Origin of the sequence: Natronolimnobius baerhuensis (genome assembly GCF_002177135.1) — an archaeon.
Lineage (GTDB): Archaea > Halobacteriota > Halobacteria > Halobacteriales > Natrialbaceae > Natronolimnobius > Natronolimnobius baerhuensis.
The window spans coordinates 762870-782487 of sequence record NZ_MWPH01000002.1; the positions used below are offsets into that span (position 1 = coordinate 762870).

Here is a 19618-nt window from a genome sequence, read left to right on the forward strand (position 1 = left end):
GGAAAACGATGACGATGGCACTGCCACAATAGATCGAACGCAATCAACAGTCTCCTCGTAGGTACCTCAGATCACTCAAAAAAGCGCGTGAGCGTGTGACTGTCGTGGCTTAGTCGTCGCTCGCCGCGTAACTGGTCGAGTCAGCCTCGACGACGGATTCTGGGACACCGGGCAGTTCCTCGCGAACGTCGTCGCTTCCCTGCTCGGTGATCGCTTCGTAGTACGCTTCCGGCATGACCTTCACGAACGCCTCGAGTGCCTGCTCCCAGTTTGCGAGCAGTTCCTGCCCGCGGTCGGAGTCCGTGTAGGCGACGTGGTTCTCGACGAGTCGGCGCAGCATTGCTTCGTCTGCGTCCTCGAGTTCGTCGTGCAGCGAGACCATTCCCGTGTTCGCCTTCGCCTCGAGTTCGTTCTCGGGGTCGTAGACGTAGGCGACGCCGCCGGACATCCCCGCGGCAAAGTTCGTGCCCGTCTCGCCGAGGACGGCGACGACACCGCCAGTCATGTACTCACAACCGTGGTCGCCGACGCCCTCGATGACGGCTTTCGCACCGGAGTTCCGAACGGCGAATCGCTCGCCCGCGACGCCGTTGACGTACAGTTGGCCGTCAGTCGCGCCGTAGAGCGCCACGTTGCCGATGGCGACGTTTTCGGTCGGATCGTAGGCGGCCGCCTCAGGCGTTCGGATCGCGAGTTTGCCACCCGAGAGGCCTTTTCCGACGTAGTCGTTCGCGCTGCCCTCGAGGTGCATCGAGACACCGCTTGCGAGGAACGCGCCAAAGCTCTGTCCTGCGGTTCCCTCGAGGTCGACCGTAATGGTGTCCTCGGGGAGGCCGGGTTCGCCGTAGCGGCTGGTGATACGGTTCGAGAGCATCGCGCCGACGGTCCGGTCAACGTTCGACACCTCGGTCTCGAGGGTGACCGGTTCCTCGGTCTCGATGGCGTCTGCTGCAGCCTCGATCAGGTCGCGGTCGAGTTGGTCCTCGAGTTCGTGATCCTGGTCTCGGATCTTGCGCCGGACGTCACCGCCGGGGTCGGCGATGACGGCAGAGAGGTCGACCGTGCGCGCTTTCGGATGCTCGATATCGTCGCGCTGGTCCAGCACTTCGACGTGGCCGATCATCTCGTCAATAGTTTCGAAGCCGAGTTCGGCCATGATCTCGCGCAGTTCCTGTGCGATAAACGTCATGTAGTTGATGACGTGTTCGGGTTCGCCGGGGAACCGTTTCCGGAGGTCCTCGCGCTGGGTCGCGACACCAACTGGGCAGGTGTTTTTGTGACACTGCCGGGCCATCACACAACCCGATGTGACGAGCGAGGCAGTCCCGAAGATGTACTCCTCGGCACCCAGCAGTGCGGCGACGGCGACGTCGCGGCCGGTCTTCATGCCACCGTCTGCGGAGACACGGATACGGTCGCGAAGCCCGGTCTGACAGAGCATCTGGTTCGCTTCGGCGAGGCCGAGTTCCCAGGGGAGGCCGGCGCTCTTGATCGAGGTTCGGGGTGAGGCACCCGTCCCGCCGGAGTGACCCGAAATGTGGACCACGTCGGCGTTTGCTTTCGCGACGCCGGCGGCAACCGTACCGATGCCGGCCTCGGAGACGAGTTTGACGTTGATGTCTGCCTCCTCGTTCGCCGCCTTCAGGTCGAAGATCAGCTGTTTGAGGTCCTCGATGGAGTAGATGTCGTGCAGTGGCGGTGGCGAGATGAGGCCGACGCCCGGCGTCGATTTGCGGACGTGAGCAATCATCTCGTTTACCTTCTCACCGGGAAGATGGCCACCTTCGCCGGGCTTGCTTCCTTGGGCCATCTTGATCTGGAGTTCGTCCGCACTCGAGAGGTAGGTACTCGTGACGCCGAAGCGGCCCGAGGCCACCTGTTTGACGTTACACTCCTTTTCGGTGCCAAAGCGTTCCGGTGGCTCGCCACCCTCGCCCGAGTTGGATTTGCCGCCGATGCGGTTCATCGCAATCGAGTTGTTTTCGTGTGCTTCCGGGGAGAGCGAGCCGAGACTCATCGCGGCCGTCGAGAAGCGCTCGACGATGTCTTTGATCGGCTCGACATCGTCGACTGGGATCGACTCGCGGTCCGAATCGAACTCGAGGAGGCCACGAAGGGTCTGGAGATTCTGTTGCTGATCGTTGATCAGTTCGGCGAACTCCTGATAGCGCTCGTAGTCGTTCGCACGGACGGCCTGCTGGAGCGTGCCGACGGTGTCCGGGTTCCACTGGTGGTGAATCCCATCAGAGCGGTGTTCGAACTCGCCGTGGCGGTCGAGCGTCGGTTTCTCTTCGGTATCGACGAACGCCTGCTGGTGACGTTCGCGAACGTCTTCTTCGATCTCAGCGAGGCCGATTCCCTCCGTGCGGTTCTCGGTTCCCTCGAAGTATTCTGCGACGAGACCCGAGTCAAGCCCGACAGCTTCGAAGATCTGGGCACCCTGGTAGCTCTCGACGGTCGAAATCCCCATCTTGGCCATGATCTTCAACAGGCCGTCTTCGACAGCGCCGACATAGGCGTCGATAGCGACCTCGGTTTCGGCCCCGTCGGGACCGGCGGTGATGTCGTCGATTGTCTGGTACGCCAGGTACGGGTTGACTGCGCCCGCGCCGTAGCCAACGAGGGTCGCGAAATGATGGACCGTGCGCGGGTCTGCGGATTCGACGACCAGTCCGACGTGATTTCGCAGGCCGTTTCGGACGAGGTGATGATGGATACCACCCGTCGCGAGCAGACTCGGGATCGCTGCGCGATCCTCGTCGACGCCGCGGTCAGAGAGGACGATCACGTCATGGCCGCCGTCTTCGATAGCCTCGACGACGTCCTCGCGGACGCGCTCGAGTGCGGCCTCGAGATCCGAGCCGAGTTCCTCGCTGGTTGGCTCGTAGGTGATATCGATGGTCGCGGCGGTGATGCCGTTTGCATCGCACTCCCGAATGGACTCGAGTTCACCGTCGGTCAGGATGGGTGAGTCAAGGACGAGTTGGCGGGCATGCTCGGGCGATTCGGTGAGCAGGTTGCGCTGGAAGCCGAGTCGAGACTCCATCGACGTGACGAGTTCCTCGCGGATGTAGTCGAGCGGCGGGTTCGTCACCTGCGCGAACAGCTGTCTAAAGTACGAGAACAGGGGTCGGTTAAACTCCGTCAGCACCGACAGCGGCGTGTCATCGCCCATCGAGCCGACGGGGTCTTTCCCCTTCGTCGTCATCGGCTCGATCATGTTCTCGAGTTCGTCGTGCGTGTAGCCAAACGCCGTCTGCTGGTCACGCAGATTCTCAACCGACTGCTGGGGGGCACTCGAGTCGGTCGTCCGTACGTCCTCGAGTGAGACCTGTTCTTCGGCGACCCACTCGCCGTAGCGGTCGTCGGTGAGGTCGTCGAAGACCTCGTCGTCCGGAATCACGCGCCCTTCCTCGGGGTCGGCGAGGAACAGTTGACCGGGCTGGAGTCGACCGCGCTCTTCGATATCTTCTGGATCTGGCTCGAGCGCGCCGGCCTCGCTTGCCATGATGAGTTTGTTGTCGGTCGTCACGTCGTACCGACACGGGCGCAGGCCGTTGCGGTCGAGAACAGCACCGACGCGTTCGCCGTCGGTTGCCGCGACGAGTGCGGGGCCGTCCCACGGCTCGACGAGCGAGGCGTGAAAGTCGTACCAGTCCTTTCGGTCTGGGTCCATCGCATCGTTGCCGCGCCAGGCTTCGGGGACGAGCATTCGCAGCGCGTGTTCGAGGTCCCGTCCGTCCTGCATCAAGAGTTCGAGGGCGTTGTCGACGCTTGCGGTATCGGATTGCTCCGGATCGTCGATGATCGGCTTGACGGCCTCGAGGTCGGAGAGCACCTCGCTCTCGATGTCAGTCTCGCGGGCGCGCATCCAGTTGATGTTGCCCTGAATCGTGTTGAACTCGCCGTTGTGGATGATGTTCCGGTATGGGTGGGCGAGGTGCCAGGCTCCGAGCGTGTTCGTCGAGAAGCGCTCGTGAACCATGACGAAGTTCGATTCGACGCGTTCATCGGTCAGATCAGGGTAGTAGGACGGAACCTGTTCCCCCTTGAGCAGGCCCTTGTAGACGAGCGTCTTCGAGTCGAGCGAGACGACGTAGAACCGTTCTTTGTTGTCGATGTCGGCACCTTCGACGGCGTTCTCGAGTGCGCGTCGAGCGACGTACAGTCGTCGGTCGAAATCGTCCTCGGAGAGGTCGTCGCCGTCCGCCGGTGCGACGACAAGCTGTCGAACGTCCGGTTCGGAGTCGACCGCCGTCGCGCCGAGATCCTCGTTTTCCGTGGGGACGTCTCGCCACTCGAGGACTTCGAGATCGTACGTCTCGAGGGTCGATTCAGCAAGATCGACGAGTTCTGTGCGGGCCGTCTCGTCTTGTGGCAAAAAGAGCGATCCGACGGCGTAGGTATCCGGCAGGGACGTCTCGAGAACATCTGCGAAGAACGCGTGTGGCGTCTGCAGCATGATTCCGGCTCCGTCGCCGGTGTTTTTCTCCGCGCCTGTGGTTCCGCGGTGTTCGAGATTCTTGAGTAGATCGAGACCGTCAGCGACGACGCTGTGTCCAGATCCCCCATCGAGATCCATGACGACGCCGACGCCGCAGTTCGACCGTTCGTCCTCGGGGTCGGCAAGCCCCGGGGAACGCTCGGTGGATGACGCTCCGTGTGGCTGTGACATACCATCACTTGCGAGAACACCTATATGAGGCTACCCCATAATGACTAAGTGTATTATAGACACATATTAACGTATATAATGCATATGCAGACAATTTATATTCATGGATGATTACGTTTACAGTGGCGTACCACTCGAGCGCATTCTTGGATACGACAGGGCAATCTCGAGTGGCGTCGCTACGAACGTCTACAAAACTCGGCGACTCGACTGCGTTTACCGCTCAGAAAAGGTATTGTCAGAGGCACGTAGTGTTCACCCACCAAAGTGAACACCACAGCTATACATTCATCTCCATTGGTAAGGAATCTCGGGCTAAAGAGTTAGGTCACACCAATCGACACGACCGCTGGTGATAACGGGTACTTGGTTCTCGAGGGTTCTACGTTCCGTTTCGGTCTCAGACGCCCATACGTGCTCGTGGGACAACCACTCAATCAGGTGACAGCGTCGGGCGATAGCAAAATGGAACCGCCGACTCGCTGTCTGCAATCGAACCGAGAGTCCGATCAGTAACTTTTCGCGAAGTACGCGATTTCGTCTGCTGGATCGCCACAGACACCACACTCGTCGTGGTCGGGTTCAGGAACCTCGCCCGATGATTCGCCGCCTTCGTCCTCGAGTGGTTGCATGACGATTTCGGCGGCAATCTTCTCTTTGATGACTTCCTCGCAGGCCTCGTCACCGCACCACGGCGTTTTCACGTAGCCGCCGTGCTGGCCAATCGTCCCGAGAATCTCCTCGGGGCTGTGGGCTTCGCGAATGTTCTCCTCGAGATTTGTCTCGGCCGTCTCGTACAGTTTGTCGAAGATTTCTGCGAGATGGTCGTCGACGGCGTCGACGATTTCGTCGCGGTCCTCGACGGATTCGTCGTTGTCAGGCCGGTGGACGAGCGTGACTTCCTCGTCTTCGACCTCGTAGGGACCGATTTCGAGGCGCAACGGGACGCCGTTCAACTCGTGTTCGTTGAACTTGAAGCCGGGGTTGCGCTCGTCGCGGTCGTCGAGTTCGACGCGGAAGCCAGCCTCCTCGAGGTCGTCGGCGATGGACTGGGAGTACTCGAGGACGTCCTCCTTCGTATCTTCCTGCCAGATGGGGACGATGACGACCTGCGTGGGCGCGATGGTTGGCGGGAGCACGAGTCCCTGATCGTCCGAGTGGGTCATGATGAGTGCGCCGAGTGCGCGCCAGGAGAGGCCCCACGAGGTAGTGTAGGCCGTCTGCTCCTCCTCGTCCTCGTCGACGAAGGTGATGTCGAACGCCTCGGCGAAGCTCTGGCCGAGGTGGTGGCTGGTGCCGCCCTGGACGGACTTGCCGTCAGGCATGAGCGCCTCGACGGTCGTCGTCGTGTCCGCGCCGGGGAACTTGTCGTGGTCTGGCTTCTTGCCGCGCAGGACCGGGATCGCGAGCACCTCCTCGTAGACCTTCTCGTACTGGCCGAGACGGGTCCAGACCTCCGACCACGCGCCCTCGTCGCTCGCGTGGGCAGTGTGGCCTTCCTGCCACATGAATTCCTTCGTTCGGAAGAAGGGCTTGGTCTCGGTGGCCTCCCACCGAACCACCGAACACCACTGGTTCAGCCGCAGCGGCAGGTCGCGGTGGCTGCGCGTCCAGTCGGCCATAAACGGCGCGATGATCGACTCACTCGTCGGCCGGACGGCGAGTCGCTCCTCGAGTTCGTCGTGGCCGCCCTGGGTCACCCAGGCGACTTCGGGATCGAAGCCTTCGACGATGTCCTTCTCGCGCTCGAGGAAGGACTCGGGGATGAACATCGGGAAGTAGACGTTGTCGACGCCGGTTTCCTTGAACCAGCCGTCGAGGGCGTCCTGAATGCGTTCCCAGAGTGCATAGCCGCGCGGCTTCGTGACGATAAAGCCGCCCATTGGCGCGTAATCGGCGATGTCGGCCTTCTGGACGACTTCGGCGTACCAGTCGCCGGGTTTGTGCGATTTCGACTCGGTGATCCCGAGTTCCTGACTCTCGTCGCTCATACATCGACTCACTGCCACCGCGGGCTTAAACGATACGAAGGGCCGACGCGCCTCGAGGTCAGCCGGCTCGATCTCAAGGCCGACTTCCTCGCGCTTCCCGGACGGCACACTCTCGCGGCGTTTCTCGATCAACAGGGCCTCATCGGCTCTGCTGTCGGGGTCCGCCGAGTCGGCAGCAGCATCGGGGCTCGAGCGCAGCGGAAAACAGAGCGTCGCCTCGATCTGGTATGGTGATTCGAGTGGACGACAATAAGAGCCAGCGTTCGGTGCGCTATCGTTTGTGGAGTATCCGGGTGGTGCCCCCTACAACCCCGTCAGTCCTCCTCCAACGCTCGTGACTCGAGGCCGGAGACATCGCCGTACTCGTCGGGTGCACAGCCGAGCGAGCGATGCGGGCAGTGCTGGCAGTGTGGGCCAGGATTTGTCTCGAGGCTCGGATCGTCGACGGCGGTGAGCGTCTCGCGGACGGTCGTCCACGTGGGCAGTTCGTCGGGGTCGAACAGCACCACGCGCGGCCCGTCCGTCTCGCCGACGTAGACGTAGCCAACTGCGGCAACCGGCTCGTCGAAGCGCTGCTCGCAGGCTCGAGCGTACAGCGAGAGCTGGACCGCGTCTGCGGGGTCGATTCGGTCGGCCGTCGCCTTGTAATCGAGCACGGCGAGCCCGCCCGCCCACTGCGTGGCCTGCTCGCCAGTCGCGCCCGCCTCGGATGGCAGCCGGCGAATTGAGTCGATGTAGCCGATGACGTCGCCGTCGACGCCGTCGACCGCCGACAGCGAGAACGGCACCTCCGCCGCGAGGTGGTCCCAGTCCGCGACCGGCTGTTCGAAGCCGGGTGCGTCCGCCTCGAAGTAGCGCTCGATACACGCGTGGACGGCCTCGCGATGCTCGAGCAGGTCCCGTGCGGTGAGGTGGCGAGTTGCGGCGTCGGTCCACGCCGACTGCGTGTGATAGTCGCGATAGAACGCCTCCTCGGCGACATCGTGGAAGACGGTGCCAACGAGTCTGGAGTCGCCGCTCGAGTGGGTCACTGAGTCCTGGACACTGGACAGCGAACGCGCCTGCGGGTCGTCGAGCGCCCGCACGACGTGGTCGAGATAGTGCTTTCGCGGGCAGCTCTCGTAGGTGTCCATCGCGCTGTAGCTGTGGCGCATCGCGACGGGGAGTTCGGTCGCACTCGAGAGCGCCTCGACCGGGAATCGGACGGTGTCAGGCGACAACGCGCCGGCTCGGCGGCCATAGGGCAGCGCATTCTCGAGAGCGGGTTCGTCGCCGTAGCTGGCCGCATCGGCCGCCGGGAGTAGGGTTCCAGAGCGCAGGAGTCGCCCGAGTTCGTGGACGGTATTGATTGCGTCACGGGTCTCAAGCGGCTCGACTGTTCGGTCGTCGTAGTCGGCGTAGTAGGTGATCGAACCCGGCGTCACGTCGGCGGCGTGTGCGAGGTCGTCCGTCCGGTCGACGACGGTCTCGGGATAGGTCGCTCGAACTCGCTCGAAGCTCTCGCACAGCGACGCCCACAGGTCCATGCGTTGGCCGGCGGTCGACCACTCGATGTCGTCCGCGAGACAGGCGTCCGCCCTCGAGACGCCCAGTTCCGTCTCGTCGCCGTCGTACTCGTAGTCCGAGCCGAAGACGAACAGGTGATTCTCCGCCCGCGTCAGCGCGACGTGGAGCACGCGCCACTCCTCCGCGACCGTCTCGCTCGCGAGGTCGGCACACAGCGGCGACTCGATGTCGTCCGCGAGCGTCGCGGCGAGCAGCCGTTCTCGAGCCCGTCTGGCGTAGTCGCCGTCGACACACCACTCCTCGTCCGAGAGATAGGGAACGAGCACGGTATCGAACTCGAGGCCCTTCGCCTGGTGGACGGTCATCACGTCCACCGAGTCGGTCGAGTGGGTGCCGCGGGTCCGCTCGCTGCCGCCGCCACGGAGCGCTCCCTCGAGGGCGTCGACGAACGCCGCCGTGAGCGTACTGACGACGGATTCGGGGTCGTAGGCCTCGACGAATCGGTCGAGCCGGTCGAGTTGGGCGCGCTCGTCACTCGTGAGGAACCACTCGAGGCGAGTCAGTTCGCGGAATCGGCGGATGAACCCCGACAGCGGGTAGACGTTGCGCAGACGCTCGAGGGATGCGAGGTGTTCGCGCGCCTGCTCGAGTTGGGCTGGGTTCTCGAGGGTCTCCGGGTCGACATCGAAGACCGCATCGTAGAGCGATCCGTCCCGGCGCTGGAGCGTCTGGAGGTCGGTCTCGCCCAGTCGGTAGCGATAGAGCAACACCCGTCGAAGGTGGGCGTCGGCGTCGCGGTCGACGAGCACGCGCAAATACGACAGCAGCGTCTGGATCCCGGGCGAAATCTCACCGCGGGGCGACCCCGAAATTTCGTAGGGGATCTGGCGCTCGCGCAACTCCTCGGCGATGGCCTGTGCGTGGCGATTCGTGCGGACGATCACCGCGAGATCCTCGAGGCTGCGCTGTGGGACGTTCTCGGCAGCGCCGTTGAGCAGCCTCGAGACGGTCGTCCCGACCTGGCTGGCCGTCGATTCCGGAATCTCGTCGCTCTCGATTTTGACGACGCGGTCGGAGAGCGTCTCGTCGGCTGCGTACTCGCCAGTCTCGCGCCCGACCTCGCGCAGCGTCTTCGAGGATTGGGGACCGTACTCGCAGTGATTCGTCAAGTCGAGAATCTCTTGGCGCGACCGGAAGTTGAGTTCGAGTGCAATCGCCTCGTGATCGTCGTACTGCGTCTCGAGGCGGTCCAGTCCCTCGCGGTCGGTACCGCGCCAGCCGTAGATCGCCTGATCTTTGTCACCGATGGCGAGCAGGTTCGGCCGGTCCGGGCCGCTCGTCAGTTCGGTGATCAACGAGAACTGCGTCTCGTCGGTGTCCTGAAACTCGTCGCAGTAGACCTGCGTCCACTGGCCGGTGATCTCGTCGGCAATCGCCTCGTCCTCGAGGAGGGTCGTCGCCGTCCGGACCAGTTCGTCGAAATCGAGCGCCCGCTGTTCCTCGAGGGCGTCGTGGTAATCCGCATACACCGCCGCGTAATGGCGAGCGAGCCGAAGGAACTCGACGTAGTGTTTCAGCCGCCCGAACGGGCTCTGCTCGAGGCGATTCGTCTGCTGTCGCCAGATTTCGTTGCCAAACAGCGCCCGCGGGAGCTGTTTCGTGGTGGGGTCCTCGAGCGAGAGCGCCTCGATGGTGTTCGTCACACACTGCTGGAGCACCCGCAGATACTGGGCGACGTCGTCAACGACCGCGTCCTCGCGGAACGCTTCGGGCGACTCCGCGACCTTCTCGCGGCAGTACTCGAGGAGTTTGCCGTAGCCGACGAGTGCCTCCTGGGCCGACTCGAGGTGACTCTCTTGTGAGAAGAATCGGAGCGCTTCGTTGTCGAAGGAGAGGTCGCCGGCCCGCTGCTCGAGCCAGAGGACGAACTCGGTACAGAGTTCGATTGTTCGAACGTCGGGCAGGCCCGCCTCGAGATGGGCCGGCGTCACGTCCTCCTGGCTCATCCGCCGGATGAAGTCGTCGACGGCGCTCGTGAGATCCGTCCTCGAGCCGTCGTGGGCCGTTGCGGCCGCGAAGTCGTAGTCGTTCGTCGCGAGGAGTCGGCCGACGATTCGGCGGCGTTTGCGCTCGGTGACGACGTCGAACTCCGGCGAGTAGCCGAGGTAGTAGGCGTACTCACGAACGAGGCGATGGCAGAACGAGTGGTAGGTGTAGACATCGATAGCCGCCGCGGTCTCGGGGTCGAGTCGCTCGGCGACGGCGTCGCGGATGCTCCCTGCGGCCTCGTTCGCGAACGTCAACACGAGGATGTCATCCGGGTCGACCGCGCCGGACTCGATGGCGTGCTCGATGCGCAACAGCATCGTCGTCGTTTTGCCGGTCCCTGCCCCTGCGTCGACCGAGATACAGGCCGCGTTGCTCTCGATGACCGCCGGCTGGTTTCCTTTCGGCTCGAGGTCGTCGCGGATCTTGGCGTCCTCGAGACGCCCACCTCCGGTTTCATCCGGTTCACCCATCGAATCGTACCTCCTCGGCGATGTACTCCTGACAGCAGGCGGTGTAGGCACAGTCCGGACAGGACTCACTCGCGATGCGATCCCAGCGGTCGGACGGGTCGAACGCGCCCGAGACGAGCCGGGACGCGAGCGATTCGAGGCGGCTATCGACGGTTGTGTTTCGGTGTTCGAGTGTCATGCCGAAGGTGTGATGATCGACGTAGGCGTCGGTGAGGTCGACCGGCTCGAGGCTCGTCTCGACCGTTTCTCGCACCCAGTTGACCGACGTGTGTTCGCGGTCGGCGAGTGGAATCTGGACGTAGCGACAGGTTCGATCCTCGAGGCCGAGTCGGTCACACAGCGAGCGGAGGCCGGCGAGGACGACGCTGGTTTCGAACAGCGCGCCGATTGGATCGGGGTCGAACGTCTCCATCTCGGGATCGAAGTGATCGACGAACGATTCGGCGACGCGCTCCCAGTCGTCGCGATACCGCAGGAAGCCAAGCGGCCGAACCGAGGGCACGAACCGGACGCCGACGACCGACGAGCCGTCGCCGTAAACGTAATCGACAGTCGCCTCGAGCGTGGCCGTCTCCTGTAATTGCTCGCCGAAAGAGACCGAACTCGAGAGCGTGAGATCCGGGCCGACGAGATCCGCGAGCGGGTCGGCCTCCTTGTCAGTCGCGGCGAGCAGCTGACGCAGGCCGGCGGCGTGGGTGGGGCCGACCGCCTCGACGTAGGCCTCGACCGTGGCCTCGAGCACCTGCCGTTCGTGGCGACGCTGTGCGCGCGAGTGAAATCGCTCGTCGTGGCGCTCCCAGCGCGTGGCGAGTGCCTCGAGCGCGCGGTCGGCGAGCGTCTCCCGGTCGATCTCGCCCGTTTGTTGGGCAGTCTGCTCGAGCGTCGTACAGAGTGCGCGCCGGAGGAGGGCGACGCGCTCGTCGGGGCCGTCGTCGTCGCTGTCGTCGAAGCCGTGGACGTGGGCGAACTCGTACCGGCGGGGACAGTGGAGATACGTGCGAAGGCCGTCGGCCGACAGCGTTGCCGGCGTGGTTCCGTCTTCGTCCGAATCTGCGTTCTCAGTCATTCCGAACCACCTCCCCGGCCGCGAACTCGAACTGCGAGCGGACGGCATCCGCGAGGTCGTCGTCGATATCGCCCGTCTCGAGGACGACGGCGATCTCCTCGAACAGTTCTTCCGTTTCGGCCAGATCGGCGTTTCCACCCGTACTCGCCTCCCGAAGGACGCGCTCGAGTTCGGCACGGGGCTGGTCGAGCAGCGTCTCGAGGGCGTTCGTCTTCCCGTGAATCGCCGCGCCCGTGTGTGCGTCGACGGCCTCGAGAACGAGGCTCGGAACCGACTCGAGCAGTTTGAGATAGCGCGAGTCGTCGTAGGTTCGACGCAGGCCGCCGGCCCCGCGTTCGTACGAACAGCAGTACAGGTGGCTCGTCGCCGCGCGGGTTCCGAGCGCGAGTCGTCGCCGCGCTCGCTGGGCGTGATACGTCTCGAAGGGGTCGCCAGCGATTCGGTCCGCGACCGGCGTCGGCTGGCCGTCCTCGAGCGGGCCGAACGTGGACTCGATGGTCGCCGAATCGGGTGCGGTGACCGCCGGGTACGCCTCCAGTTCGCGGAGCCACGCGCTCGGAAACAGCTGTGTGAGGAACTGCTCGCCTGGATACGTGTTGTCGATCAGATCCAGCAGGAAGACCGTCTCGTAGGTGTCGTATTTGAGGTCGTCGACTGGACAGACCGTCACTCCGCCGGTCGGCGGCTGTGTCTCGACAGCGTGGACGTAGGGCGCGTCGTACTGGATCGTCCGGCGCAGCATCCGATTCAACCCATCCCAGTCCGGGCCGACGAGGTCGGTCTCCTCGACGAACGCCGCAATCTCGAGGACGCGACGCACACTGGCGTACTGCTCGCGGGCGTCGACCCAGTCCTCGTCTGCGGCGATACGCCCTTTCAGATCGGTGCGGACGATCCACTCGGCCAGCGACTGGGAGACGCTCGCGTCGGTACAGTCCTCGAGCAGCGTCGGTGAAAACTCGGGCACGCGAGCGCGAAGGCGCTCGAGCGAGGTGGTGTAGCGCTGACTCGAGTGGTCGTGTCGCTGCTCGCTCTCTGCGGGTTCGGGACCGCCACGAGCGCGCTCGCGCTGGACGGTGACGAACGCGTAAAGTTCGTTCACTGCCGGATCCTCCGCGAGCGAGGGCGTCCCAATCGTCGCCGTCGGCACGCCAGCGTCGCGAAGCCGGCGTCGCGTCTCGGGCACGCGCTCGATTCCGGGGACTGCAACCGCGAACGCGTCGAACCCCCAGTCGTGGCGACCCGCGAGCGACTGGATCTCCGTTGCGACCGCCCGAACCTGTTCGCGGGACGTGCCCGCTCGAATGCGACGCGCTCGAGCGACCGGCTCGGAGTCCGGTGAGTCGTCCACCGAATCGGCCGGTGGCGTCTCCCCCGTCGCAAGAACCCGCGTAATCGCGCGATGGGGTGGCTCGGCACTCATCTCGGCGTCCTCGAGTGCGGCCGGCTCGAGCGCCTCGACCTCGAGTCCGGGACCGACGTGGTCGTCGATCCGCCCCGGCTCGACGCGCGTTCGCTCGACGCTCGCGTGGTGCTCGCCGAAACAGACGAGTTCTGCGTCACCGGAAATCGCCGCGAGATACCAGCGGTCGAGCTGTCGGTACTCCTCGAACTCGACTGCAAGCACCGCATCGTAGGACGACGTAACTCGATCCCGGAGTCCGTCGGCGTTGTCCTCGAGTAACTCGACTGCCCGGGGAATCACGTCGGCCCGCTCGACGTAGCCGCGGTCTTCGAGTTCCGCGTGAAACCGGTCGTTCATCGCGTACAGAAACTCGAGACACTCGCGTGGCTCACTGGGAGTCTGCGGGGCCGTCTCCGCACCGTCCTCGAACCCGGCGAGTCGACGCCGCTGGCGCGTCGCCTCGAGCAGCAGTTGCCCCACGTCGCGGGCGAAACTCTCGTGGGCCGACGCCCGCTCGAGATAGGCGGGCACGTCACGGCTCGCGCCGTCGATCACCAGCGAAATCAGTTCGATTCGCTCTTCGTACTCGAGGCGGTCGAGCGTCGGGTCGTACGCCTCGAGCGTCTTCGAGGCGTGTTCGGGCAGCGACTCGAGACGTGGCGACTGGGGCGTGCCGTCGGTCAGTTCGACGGCTGCAAGCGCCTCTCGAAGGGACTCGAGACCCGACGGATGGCGCTTGAGCACCAGGACATTTCGCGGGCCGTACTCACCGGCCAGTCGCGCGTATCGGCGAGCGACTGCCGCGAGGAGCGTTGGTCCCGGAACGGGTTCAGTGAGGAGGGTACAGGTCCCATCGAGACCGCCAGTCGGAGGCGACATCAGTATGACTCTCTTCTAGGCCAGTTCGTACATAAATGTGCGCCGCACGACGAAACCGGCCCGCCGTGCCATCTTCGCCAATTCTTAGTACTCCTACGCGCCATGTGAACGTATGGAAGACATCTTCGTTGCACGAGTTATGTCCGCCTCGCTCGAGACCGTCACGTCCGACACCCTCGTCGAGGATGCCGGCCAGGTAATGCTCGAGAAAGACATCGGCTCCGTCGTCGTCATCGCCGAAGACAACGAACTCGAGGGAATCCTGACGACGACGGACTTCGTCGATATCGTCGCACAGAGTCATCCGAAAGCCGAGACGACAGTCGAACGCTACATGACCGAAGACGTTGTCACGGTTTCGGCACAGGATAGCATCCGTGATGCGGCCGATCTGATGGTCGAACACGGCTTCAAGCACCTGCCGGTCGTCGACGAGGACGAGGGAGTCATCGGCATGATTACGACGACCGATCTGGCGTCGTACGTCTCGCGCATTCAGTCGCCAAGCCCCGAGTAACGAAGCCCAACTGGGACGATAGCGTTGCGTTCAAACGGCTCTTCTCGCGTCACTCCATCTCGTCGCCCTCGGTATCGGTCATCCAGCGAACGGTCTCGTCCAGTCGATCCCGAAGCGTCCGCGCCTCGGCCGGCGTCAGTTCGACATCGGCGTGTCCCGCCCCGTAGTCACTCGCCATCACATCGATACTCAGGCCGATCCGCGTACTGTCCGCCGACACCGGTCTGACCGCAATATCCGCTCGATTCGGATACTCTCGGGGCGGGCCGATCTCGAGGTCCTCCTCGCCGCGACTGACCCCGATCCGAACTCGCTCCGCCCACTCGAGGTCGAACGAATCCGTCGGGTCGTCATCGGCATCAGAAACGCCCTCGAGATGTGATCCATCTCCTCGATCCCGCTCCTCGAGTTGATCAGTATCGTCAGCCATATGCTCTCTGCTAGCTAGCCACTCACTTGGCTGTTCGTATCACTAGCCCAAGATGAGCGCTCGGCCATCAGGAAGCTTATGCCGATTCGGTCGCCAGCACTCGCCAGTCTATGAGTAACCAGCCGCCGTCCCCGCCCTCCCCCTCCGGACCGTCGCCCGCGATGCCGAGCGAACCCACGACCGACACTGACGAGCAGGTGCTCGTGACGACAACCCAACTCGAGGCCGCACTCGAGTCCCACCTCTCCGTCTCGCTCGGCTCCGATACGCTCGAGACAGTGTTAGTCGAACTCGACCGCGCCGGCTACGTCGAGTGGATCGCGATTACGGACACCGGCGACTACGTCTGGGACCTCGCTGACTCGCCTGAACAGATTAGTGAGGCGATTGCGACCGGCATTGCGAATCGACTCGAGGGCTGGGTTCGCTCGCAGCTCCGATAAGTGGCTATTTGTGTACTCGAGTGAATTCGAGGAGCAACCGGCTGTACACAGCGAACTCGACGCGACGAAGTTGATAACTCCATCCTCGAGTTTCTACACGAACTCGAGATCGGCGATGTATTCGACGACGTCCAGGGCGATCACGCCGGGTCGGAGTCCGGCGCTGATTCGTGCCAGGAGGATGTCGATGAGTTCGTCGTGCGTGTACTTCAACAAGCGAAGCGTCTCCGCACTCGAGAAGCGAGATTTCACGCGGCCGTTTAGCTGGTGATTCGCGAAAAAGTCGTCTTCGTCAATCGTAATCGCAATGATCGTCACGTTCGGCAGGTCACCCAGCCCGAGCAGCAGGGTTTCGTCCTCGAGGACGTCGACCTCGTCGAGAATCGCGACGATGTGGTCGTCGGTATTCCGAAACTCGTCGATAAACCGCCCTGCGCCGGTGCCGTCTCTCGAGAGGTGGTTCCCGATCCCCGAGTCTTGGGCGAGGCCGTGCAAGACGTCAGTCTTCGCCGAGCCCGACATGCAGTTCCAGTACGCACGCCGCACACCGAACGATTCCTGTCGTAGCTTCCGCACGACGTACTTCGCGAGCGTGGTCTTTCCTGAGCCCGAGGGTCCGAAAATCAGCGTGTGGTCGCTGCTATGTCCGTTCGTAATCGGGTCCAACACTGCAGCGATTTGGCTGATTTGCCCGTCTCGGTGCTCGAGATCCTGGGGTAAATAGGTCGTCTCGAGGGCTCGAGCGTCCGTGATCATACATAGCCTGCAGTAACACTCAGGTAATAAAACTAGATGGTCAAGAAAGGTTCTGTGGGCTGGTATGCACAAATCTATCTGTATAATCAGAAGGAAGAGAGCATGAGACGTTTTCTATGACACGCTCAAATTTGGGAAATAATAGAATTATTTGGCAGAGAGGTTGAGAGAGTTAGGGCGCCATCTCGACAAAGTCGTCGTAGAAGTCGAAGTCCTCAGAAGTCACCGTAGTTTCAGTATCATCATCATCAATGATGGCAACAGCAGTTACTGTTCCATTGAAGACAGCATCACTGTCAACAAATTCACTGTCATCAGGATCGTCGGTTCCAGCGACGAAATCGTTATCACTGTTACTGACACCATCCTGTTCTGAATAGTCGAATTCAATTAAGCTCCCGACTTCATCAATTTCATGAACATCTCCCTGCTCATCGCCGGGGACATCACTCCTGATCTCAATCCTATCGGCGTTGCCCATAGAAGTAACTGACGCCACTACATTATGCTCAGTCTCGTCAACTTCAAGCGAGACACCCGCTTGTGCTTCTTCACCTACGGAACCACCAAGATCTAACACGAACGCCGCGATCACGGCCGCGAGAATGACTGTTATCGCGACCATGAGGATTACCCCAATCACCGGTGAAACAGCACGCTCCTCCTCACTACCTACCAAGATGTTCTTATATTTTCCAATGTTCATGGCGAATAGCCTTCAAAATCGAAGTCGGCACTTCCAACCTGCGTTTCAGTACCGTCATCTGTGATAATGGCAACAGCAGTTACAGTACCAGAAACATCGGCTTCATTCTCAAGACCATCATCAGGTTCTAATGTGAGAGTTTCACCCGCTTCTATTAGATGGTCGCCACTATAATCGACGTTTTCTCCTCGTACGTCGATTTCATCGGAGTTTCCCATTGAAGTGACCTGGATTTGAATCTTATGATCAGACTCATCTACCTCAATCGATACACCAGCCTGTGCTTCTTCACCTATAGATCCACCAAGATCCAGCACGAACGCCGCAATCACAGCCGCGAGAATGACGGTTATCGCGACCATCAAGATCACGCCGATAACTGGCGATACTGCCCGTTCCTCATCGTTGCCGATGAGTTTCTTACCGTATTTTTCGATATCCATTGTATGCACGCACCCCTGAACGGTCGGAAGAGTTATTTCTCGAGGTCTGAAACCCGAGAGTGACGCCAGTGGGGGATTGAAACCGCAGCCCCTGTGCGTCCTCTTCCTTTCCGTTTCCTTTGGTGCTGATACGTACCAGACAACCGGGAATACTTATAGATAAGGGATCGTGTCTGTCTGGATATCTGAAAACGCTTTCACCAATGATAATCAGGCGTGGGTAGAACACCTACAGCACCCGCTTGAAGCAGCGCAGTCTTGCGATTTCATAGTTTGGCGTCTCTGGAGAAATTATTATTGCCCTTCGAAAAAAGAATTTGATATGAACGACCAGGATGGGCTGGTGGATCGGCGCGCGCTGGCGCGCACCTACGACGGTGGGGCATACGAGGACGGGTGGGCCGCCGTGCTCGACTACCAGGCGGTGATGCGCTACGCCAGCGAACACCCAACCAAAGGCTCCTACGCCGTCTCGAGTGCGTTGGAAATTCCTCGCAGCCGAATCCGGCCGTGGATCGACGGGGACAGCCGACCAGACGCAGTCCGGGCGCTCGAGGCCGCAGAGAAATACGGCTGGCTCGAGGCCACCTACGGTGATACGGAGTTCGTCGTTCTCAATACGCTCGCCGCGAACGTCTTTTCCGGCGGATCGATCACTACCGAGAACTACCAGCCGTCGTTCGCACTGAACATCAACGGCGAAGACTCGCACGTGATCGACGTCCTGGACGCCGCCGATCTCGACTACCAGCTCGCCCATCGTGATGACGACGGCCGCGCAACTGAGGTTCGCCCCTCCGAAGACGACCCCGTTCTCGGTCGGGTGCTCACAGTTCTCGGTGCGCCAGTCGGCCCAAAGGCTCACGTCGATGACTTCTCGCTGCCGTGGTATCTCGAGGATGCACCGCACGAAACCCGCAAGATGTTCGTACTCGCGTACGTCGCAAATCGAACCTTGCACCAGCCAACCAAGCGAACCGTCCAAATTCAAGAAGAGCAGCCCCAGTCCTACCGCGACGAGTTAGCGGCACTTATCCAAGATGTCGCCGGAGAACGAGTTACGTCGGGCGAGCGCATGGTGACGATCTCGGCCGATGCCGCCAGGTCACTCGGAATCCGACCACGGAACTGACCACCGTCGGGCCGGACTCTTCGCCCGCCGCCACATATCGAGCAATTTCAGCGTCCACGTTCCATCACCTTCGTATTTGACATGGGCGTGATGTTCGCCCTCGAGCGTCCCGTCGTCGTCCAGGAGTTCCTCGAGTTGAAGATCGTCTTTTGGAAGGGTAACTCCGGTCGATCCACCGCCGACGTGTTGCAGTTTTCGAATGGCCATATTCGGCGGGCAACCTACTACCTATTGTAGTTAACGACTATCCAAATAGCTGAGATATTAGATGGGGCGGATTGACCGCTTCCTCGTTGCAAATGGCAACGAGAGACTACATGTTCGGGAATATCAACCAGATATAACGGCGCGCGAGGCGCGTACGCACTCGGGGTGAGTCGGCGTGCTCGCTGACCAACTCCGCTATCTCTCAGGAGTCGGTCGATTCGGTCTCGTCAGGGTAGCCTACGAACTTCGCCGCGATTACGAGCGCGGTGTCTTCTCGAGGCAGACGGTCACGATGGTCGGCTGCCTTCTCGCCGGTGGCCCGATCTTGCTCTATACCGGCGCAGTTGGGCTGACGATTGTGTCGGTCGGGCTCGCAGCCTGGATGACCTACACAGTCGCTCGAGCAGATCGGCGCTGGCGAGCCCACCACCCAGACCCATGAATCGGAGCAAGCGAGCGAATCACTTCGGGACGATCTGCGAGAAGCGCATGGCGCGGAAACGTCGGTTCAAACTCGCCCGCTGCAGCTGGCACGATGCGACGTTCCAGAACGGCACACCCGTCGAGATTAAGAGCACCATGCTCGAGCACAGCAACGGTCAGCCGGGGAATTTCAAGGTCTATCGGGCCTATCACGACAAGCTACGGCGAAACGACGGCTGGTACTGTTTCGTCGTCTACCGGCCACACGGCCGCTCGGGGTTGACTGTCGTCAAAGACAAAATGGTTCGAGCGTGCGATCTCCCGCTGCTCCGGTGGCACGGGGGCGGCGATCACCGCGACACCGAGCAGGCGAAAATCGCAATCGGCGACGTCTTCTGAGTCAGTCGTCTTCGCCGTCTTCGTCGTCGCTATCCTCCTCGAGTTCAGAAATTGCTTCCTCGACGTCTTCTGGAGTGGCTTCATCAATCCCCATCTTGTCACCCATATTCTATTAGTGGTT

At 62.0% G+C, this 19618-nt stretch carries 15 protein-coding genes; 5 read left to right on the plus strand and 10 right to left on the minus strand.

Features of this window, described 5'->3' with window-relative positions:
- Positions 1-109: 109 nt before the first annotated feature.
- The 5 genes from gltB to B2G88_RS10030 form a co-directional block, all read right to left on the minus strand.
- Positions 110-4675: a glutamate synthase large subunit gene (gene gltB, locus B2G88_RS10010; protein ID WP_087714689.1), complete on the minus strand. Its 4566-nt coding sequence runs from the start codon at positions 4673-4675 to the stop codon at positions 110-112.
- Between the two features lie 509 nt (positions 4676-5184).
- Positions 5185-6666 (minus strand): proline--tRNA ligase, encoded by a 1482-nt coding sequence (gene proS, locus B2G88_RS10015; protein WP_087714956.1) that lies wholly within the window; start codon positions 6664-6666, stop codon positions 5185-5187.
- A 314-nt stretch (positions 6667-6980) separates the two neighbouring features.
- Positions 6981-10691: an ATP-dependent DNA helicase gene (locus tag B2G88_RS10020; protein ID WP_087714690.1), complete on the minus strand. Its 3711-nt coding sequence runs from the start codon at positions 10689-10691 to the stop codon at positions 6981-6983.
- Positions 10684-11757: a PD-(D/E)XK nuclease family protein gene (locus B2G88_RS10025; protein ID WP_087714691.1), complete on the minus strand. Its 1074-nt coding sequence runs from the start codon at positions 11755-11757 to the stop codon at positions 10684-10686. Before B2G88_RS10025 ends, B2G88_RS10020 begins: the two co-directional genes overlap by 8 nt.
- The gene (locus tag B2G88_RS10030) at positions 11750-14041 is read right to left on the minus strand and encodes a hypothetical protein (RefSeq protein ID WP_087714692.1); all 2292 of its coding nucleotides are present in this window, start codon (positions 14039-14041) and stop codon (positions 11750-11752) included. The genes B2G88_RS10025 and B2G88_RS10030 overlap by 8 nt, the downstream gene beginning before the upstream one ends.
- A 112-nt stretch (positions 14042-14153) precedes the next feature.
- Here B2G88_RS10030 and B2G88_RS10035 point away from each other — a divergent pair, with 112 nt between their 5' ends.
- Complete coding sequence (locus tag B2G88_RS10035; RefSeq protein WP_054863963.1) at positions 14154-14558, plus strand: CBS domain-containing protein; 405 nt, start codon at positions 14154-14156, stop codon at positions 14556-14558.
- Between the two features lie 49 nt (positions 14559-14607).
- Here B2G88_RS10035 and B2G88_RS10040 read toward each other — a convergent pair whose 3' ends face one another.
- Positions 14608-14988: a hypothetical protein gene (locus tag B2G88_RS10040; protein WP_054863962.1), complete on the minus strand. Its 381-nt coding sequence runs from the start codon at positions 14986-14988 to the stop codon at positions 14608-14610.
- A 110-nt stretch (positions 14989-15098) separates the two neighbouring features.
- Between B2G88_RS10040 and B2G88_RS10045 the strand changes: the two genes are divergently transcribed.
- Entirely contained in the window at positions 15099-15431 is a 333-nt protein-coding gene (locus tag B2G88_RS10045; RefSeq protein WP_140408834.1) for a hypothetical protein, read from the plus strand.
- A gap of 93 nt (positions 15432-15524) precedes the next feature.
- Here the strand turns inward: B2G88_RS10045 and B2G88_RS10050 are convergent, their stop codons facing one another.
- The 3 genes from B2G88_RS10050 to B2G88_RS10060 all read right to left on the minus strand — a co-directional run bounded on the left by B2G88_RS10050 (position 15525) and on the right by B2G88_RS10060 (position 17336).
- Positions 15525-16187, minus strand: coding sequence for a Cdc6/Cdc18 family protein (locus B2G88_RS10050; protein WP_245835347.1), 663 nt, complete (start codon positions 16185-16187; stop codon positions 15525-15527).
- 172 nt (positions 16188-16359) lie between these two features.
- Positions 16360-16893 (minus strand): type IV pilin, encoded by a 534-nt coding sequence (locus tag B2G88_RS10055; RefSeq protein ID WP_087714693.1) that lies wholly within the window; start codon positions 16891-16893, stop codon positions 16360-16362.
- Positions 16890-17336, minus strand: a complete 447-nt coding sequence (locus B2G88_RS10060) for a type IV pilin (RefSeq protein ID WP_087714694.1) — start codon at positions 17334-17336, stop codon at positions 16890-16892. Before B2G88_RS10060 ends, B2G88_RS10055 begins: the two co-directional genes overlap by 4 nt.
- Positions 17337-17658: 322 nt before the next feature.
- On the opposite strand from B2G88_RS10060, the gene B2G88_RS10065 reads away from it, so the two are divergent.
- A complete protein-coding gene (locus B2G88_RS10065; RefSeq protein WP_087714695.1) occupies positions 17659-18468 on the plus strand; it encodes a hypothetical protein in 810 nt (269 codons plus the stop codon).
- Here the strand turns inward: B2G88_RS10065 and B2G88_RS10070 are convergent.
- Positions 18442-18675 (minus strand): hypothetical protein, encoded by a 234-nt coding sequence (locus B2G88_RS10070; RefSeq protein WP_054863960.1) that lies wholly within the window; start codon positions 18673-18675, stop codon positions 18442-18444. The genes B2G88_RS10065 and B2G88_RS10070 overlap by 27 nt on opposite strands.
- A 175-nt stretch (positions 18676-18850) precedes the next feature.
- On the opposite strand from B2G88_RS10070, the gene B2G88_RS10075 reads away from it, so the two are divergent.
- Positions 18851-19117 (plus strand): hypothetical protein, encoded by a 267-nt coding sequence (locus B2G88_RS10075; protein ID WP_054863959.1) that lies wholly within the window; start codon positions 18851-18853, stop codon positions 19115-19117.
- Positions 19114-19497: a hypothetical protein gene (locus tag B2G88_RS10080; RefSeq protein WP_054863958.1), complete on the plus strand. Its 384-nt coding sequence runs from the start codon at positions 19114-19116 to the stop codon at positions 19495-19497. The genes B2G88_RS10075 and B2G88_RS10080 overlap by 4 nt, the downstream gene beginning before the upstream one ends.
- Positions 19498-19618: the final 121 nt, after the last annotated feature.

Coding starts and splice junctions, on each gene's coding strand:
- gltB (WP_087714689.1), bottom strand. CDS start 4,675: ATGTCACAGCCACACGGAGCGTCATCCACCGAGCGTTCCCCGGGGCTT.
- proS (WP_087714956.1), bottom strand. CDS start 6,666: ATGAGCGACGAGAGTCAGGAACTCGGGATCACCGAGTCGAAATCGCAC.
- B2G88_RS10020 (WP_087714690.1), bottom strand. CDS start 10,691: ATGGGTGAACCGGATGAAACCGGAGGTGGGCGTCTCGAGGACGCCAAG.
- B2G88_RS10025 (WP_087714691.1), bottom strand. CDS start 11,757: ATGACTGAGAACGCAGATTCGGACGAAGACGGAACCACGCCGGCAACG.
- B2G88_RS10030 (WP_087714692.1), bottom strand. CDS start 14,041: ATGTCGCCTCCGACTGGCGGTCTCGATGGGACCTGTACCCTCCTCACT.
- B2G88_RS10035 (WP_054863963.1), top strand. CDS start 14,154: ATGGAAGACATCTTCGTTGCACGAGTTATGTCCGCCTCGCTCGAGACC.
- B2G88_RS10040 (WP_054863962.1), bottom strand. CDS start 14,988: ATGGCTGACGATACTGATCAACTCGAGGAGCGGGATCGAGGAGATGGA.
- B2G88_RS10045 (WP_140408834.1), top strand. CDS start 15,099: ATGAGTAACCAGCCGCCGTCCCCGCCCTCCCCCTCCGGACCGTCGCCC.
- B2G88_RS10050 (WP_245835347.1), bottom strand. CDS start 16,187: ATGATCACGGACGCTCGAGCCCTCGAGACGACCTATTTACCCCAGGAT.
- B2G88_RS10055 (WP_087714693.1), bottom strand. CDS start 16,893: ATGAACATTGGAAAATATAAGAACATCTTGGTAGGTAGTGAGGAGGAG.
- B2G88_RS10060 (WP_087714694.1), bottom strand. CDS start 17,336: ATGGATATCGAAAAATACGGTAAGAAACTCATCGGCAACGATGAGGAA.
- B2G88_RS10065 (WP_087714695.1), top strand. CDS start 17,659: ATGAACGACCAGGATGGGCTGGTGGATCGGCGCGCGCTGGCGCGCACC.
- B2G88_RS10070 (WP_054863960.1), bottom strand. CDS start 18,675: ATGGCCATTCGAAAACTGCAACACGTCGGCGGTGGATCGACCGGAGTT.
- B2G88_RS10080 (WP_054863958.1), top strand. CDS start 19,114: ATGAATCGGAGCAAGCGAGCGAATCACTTCGGGACGATCTGCGAGAAG.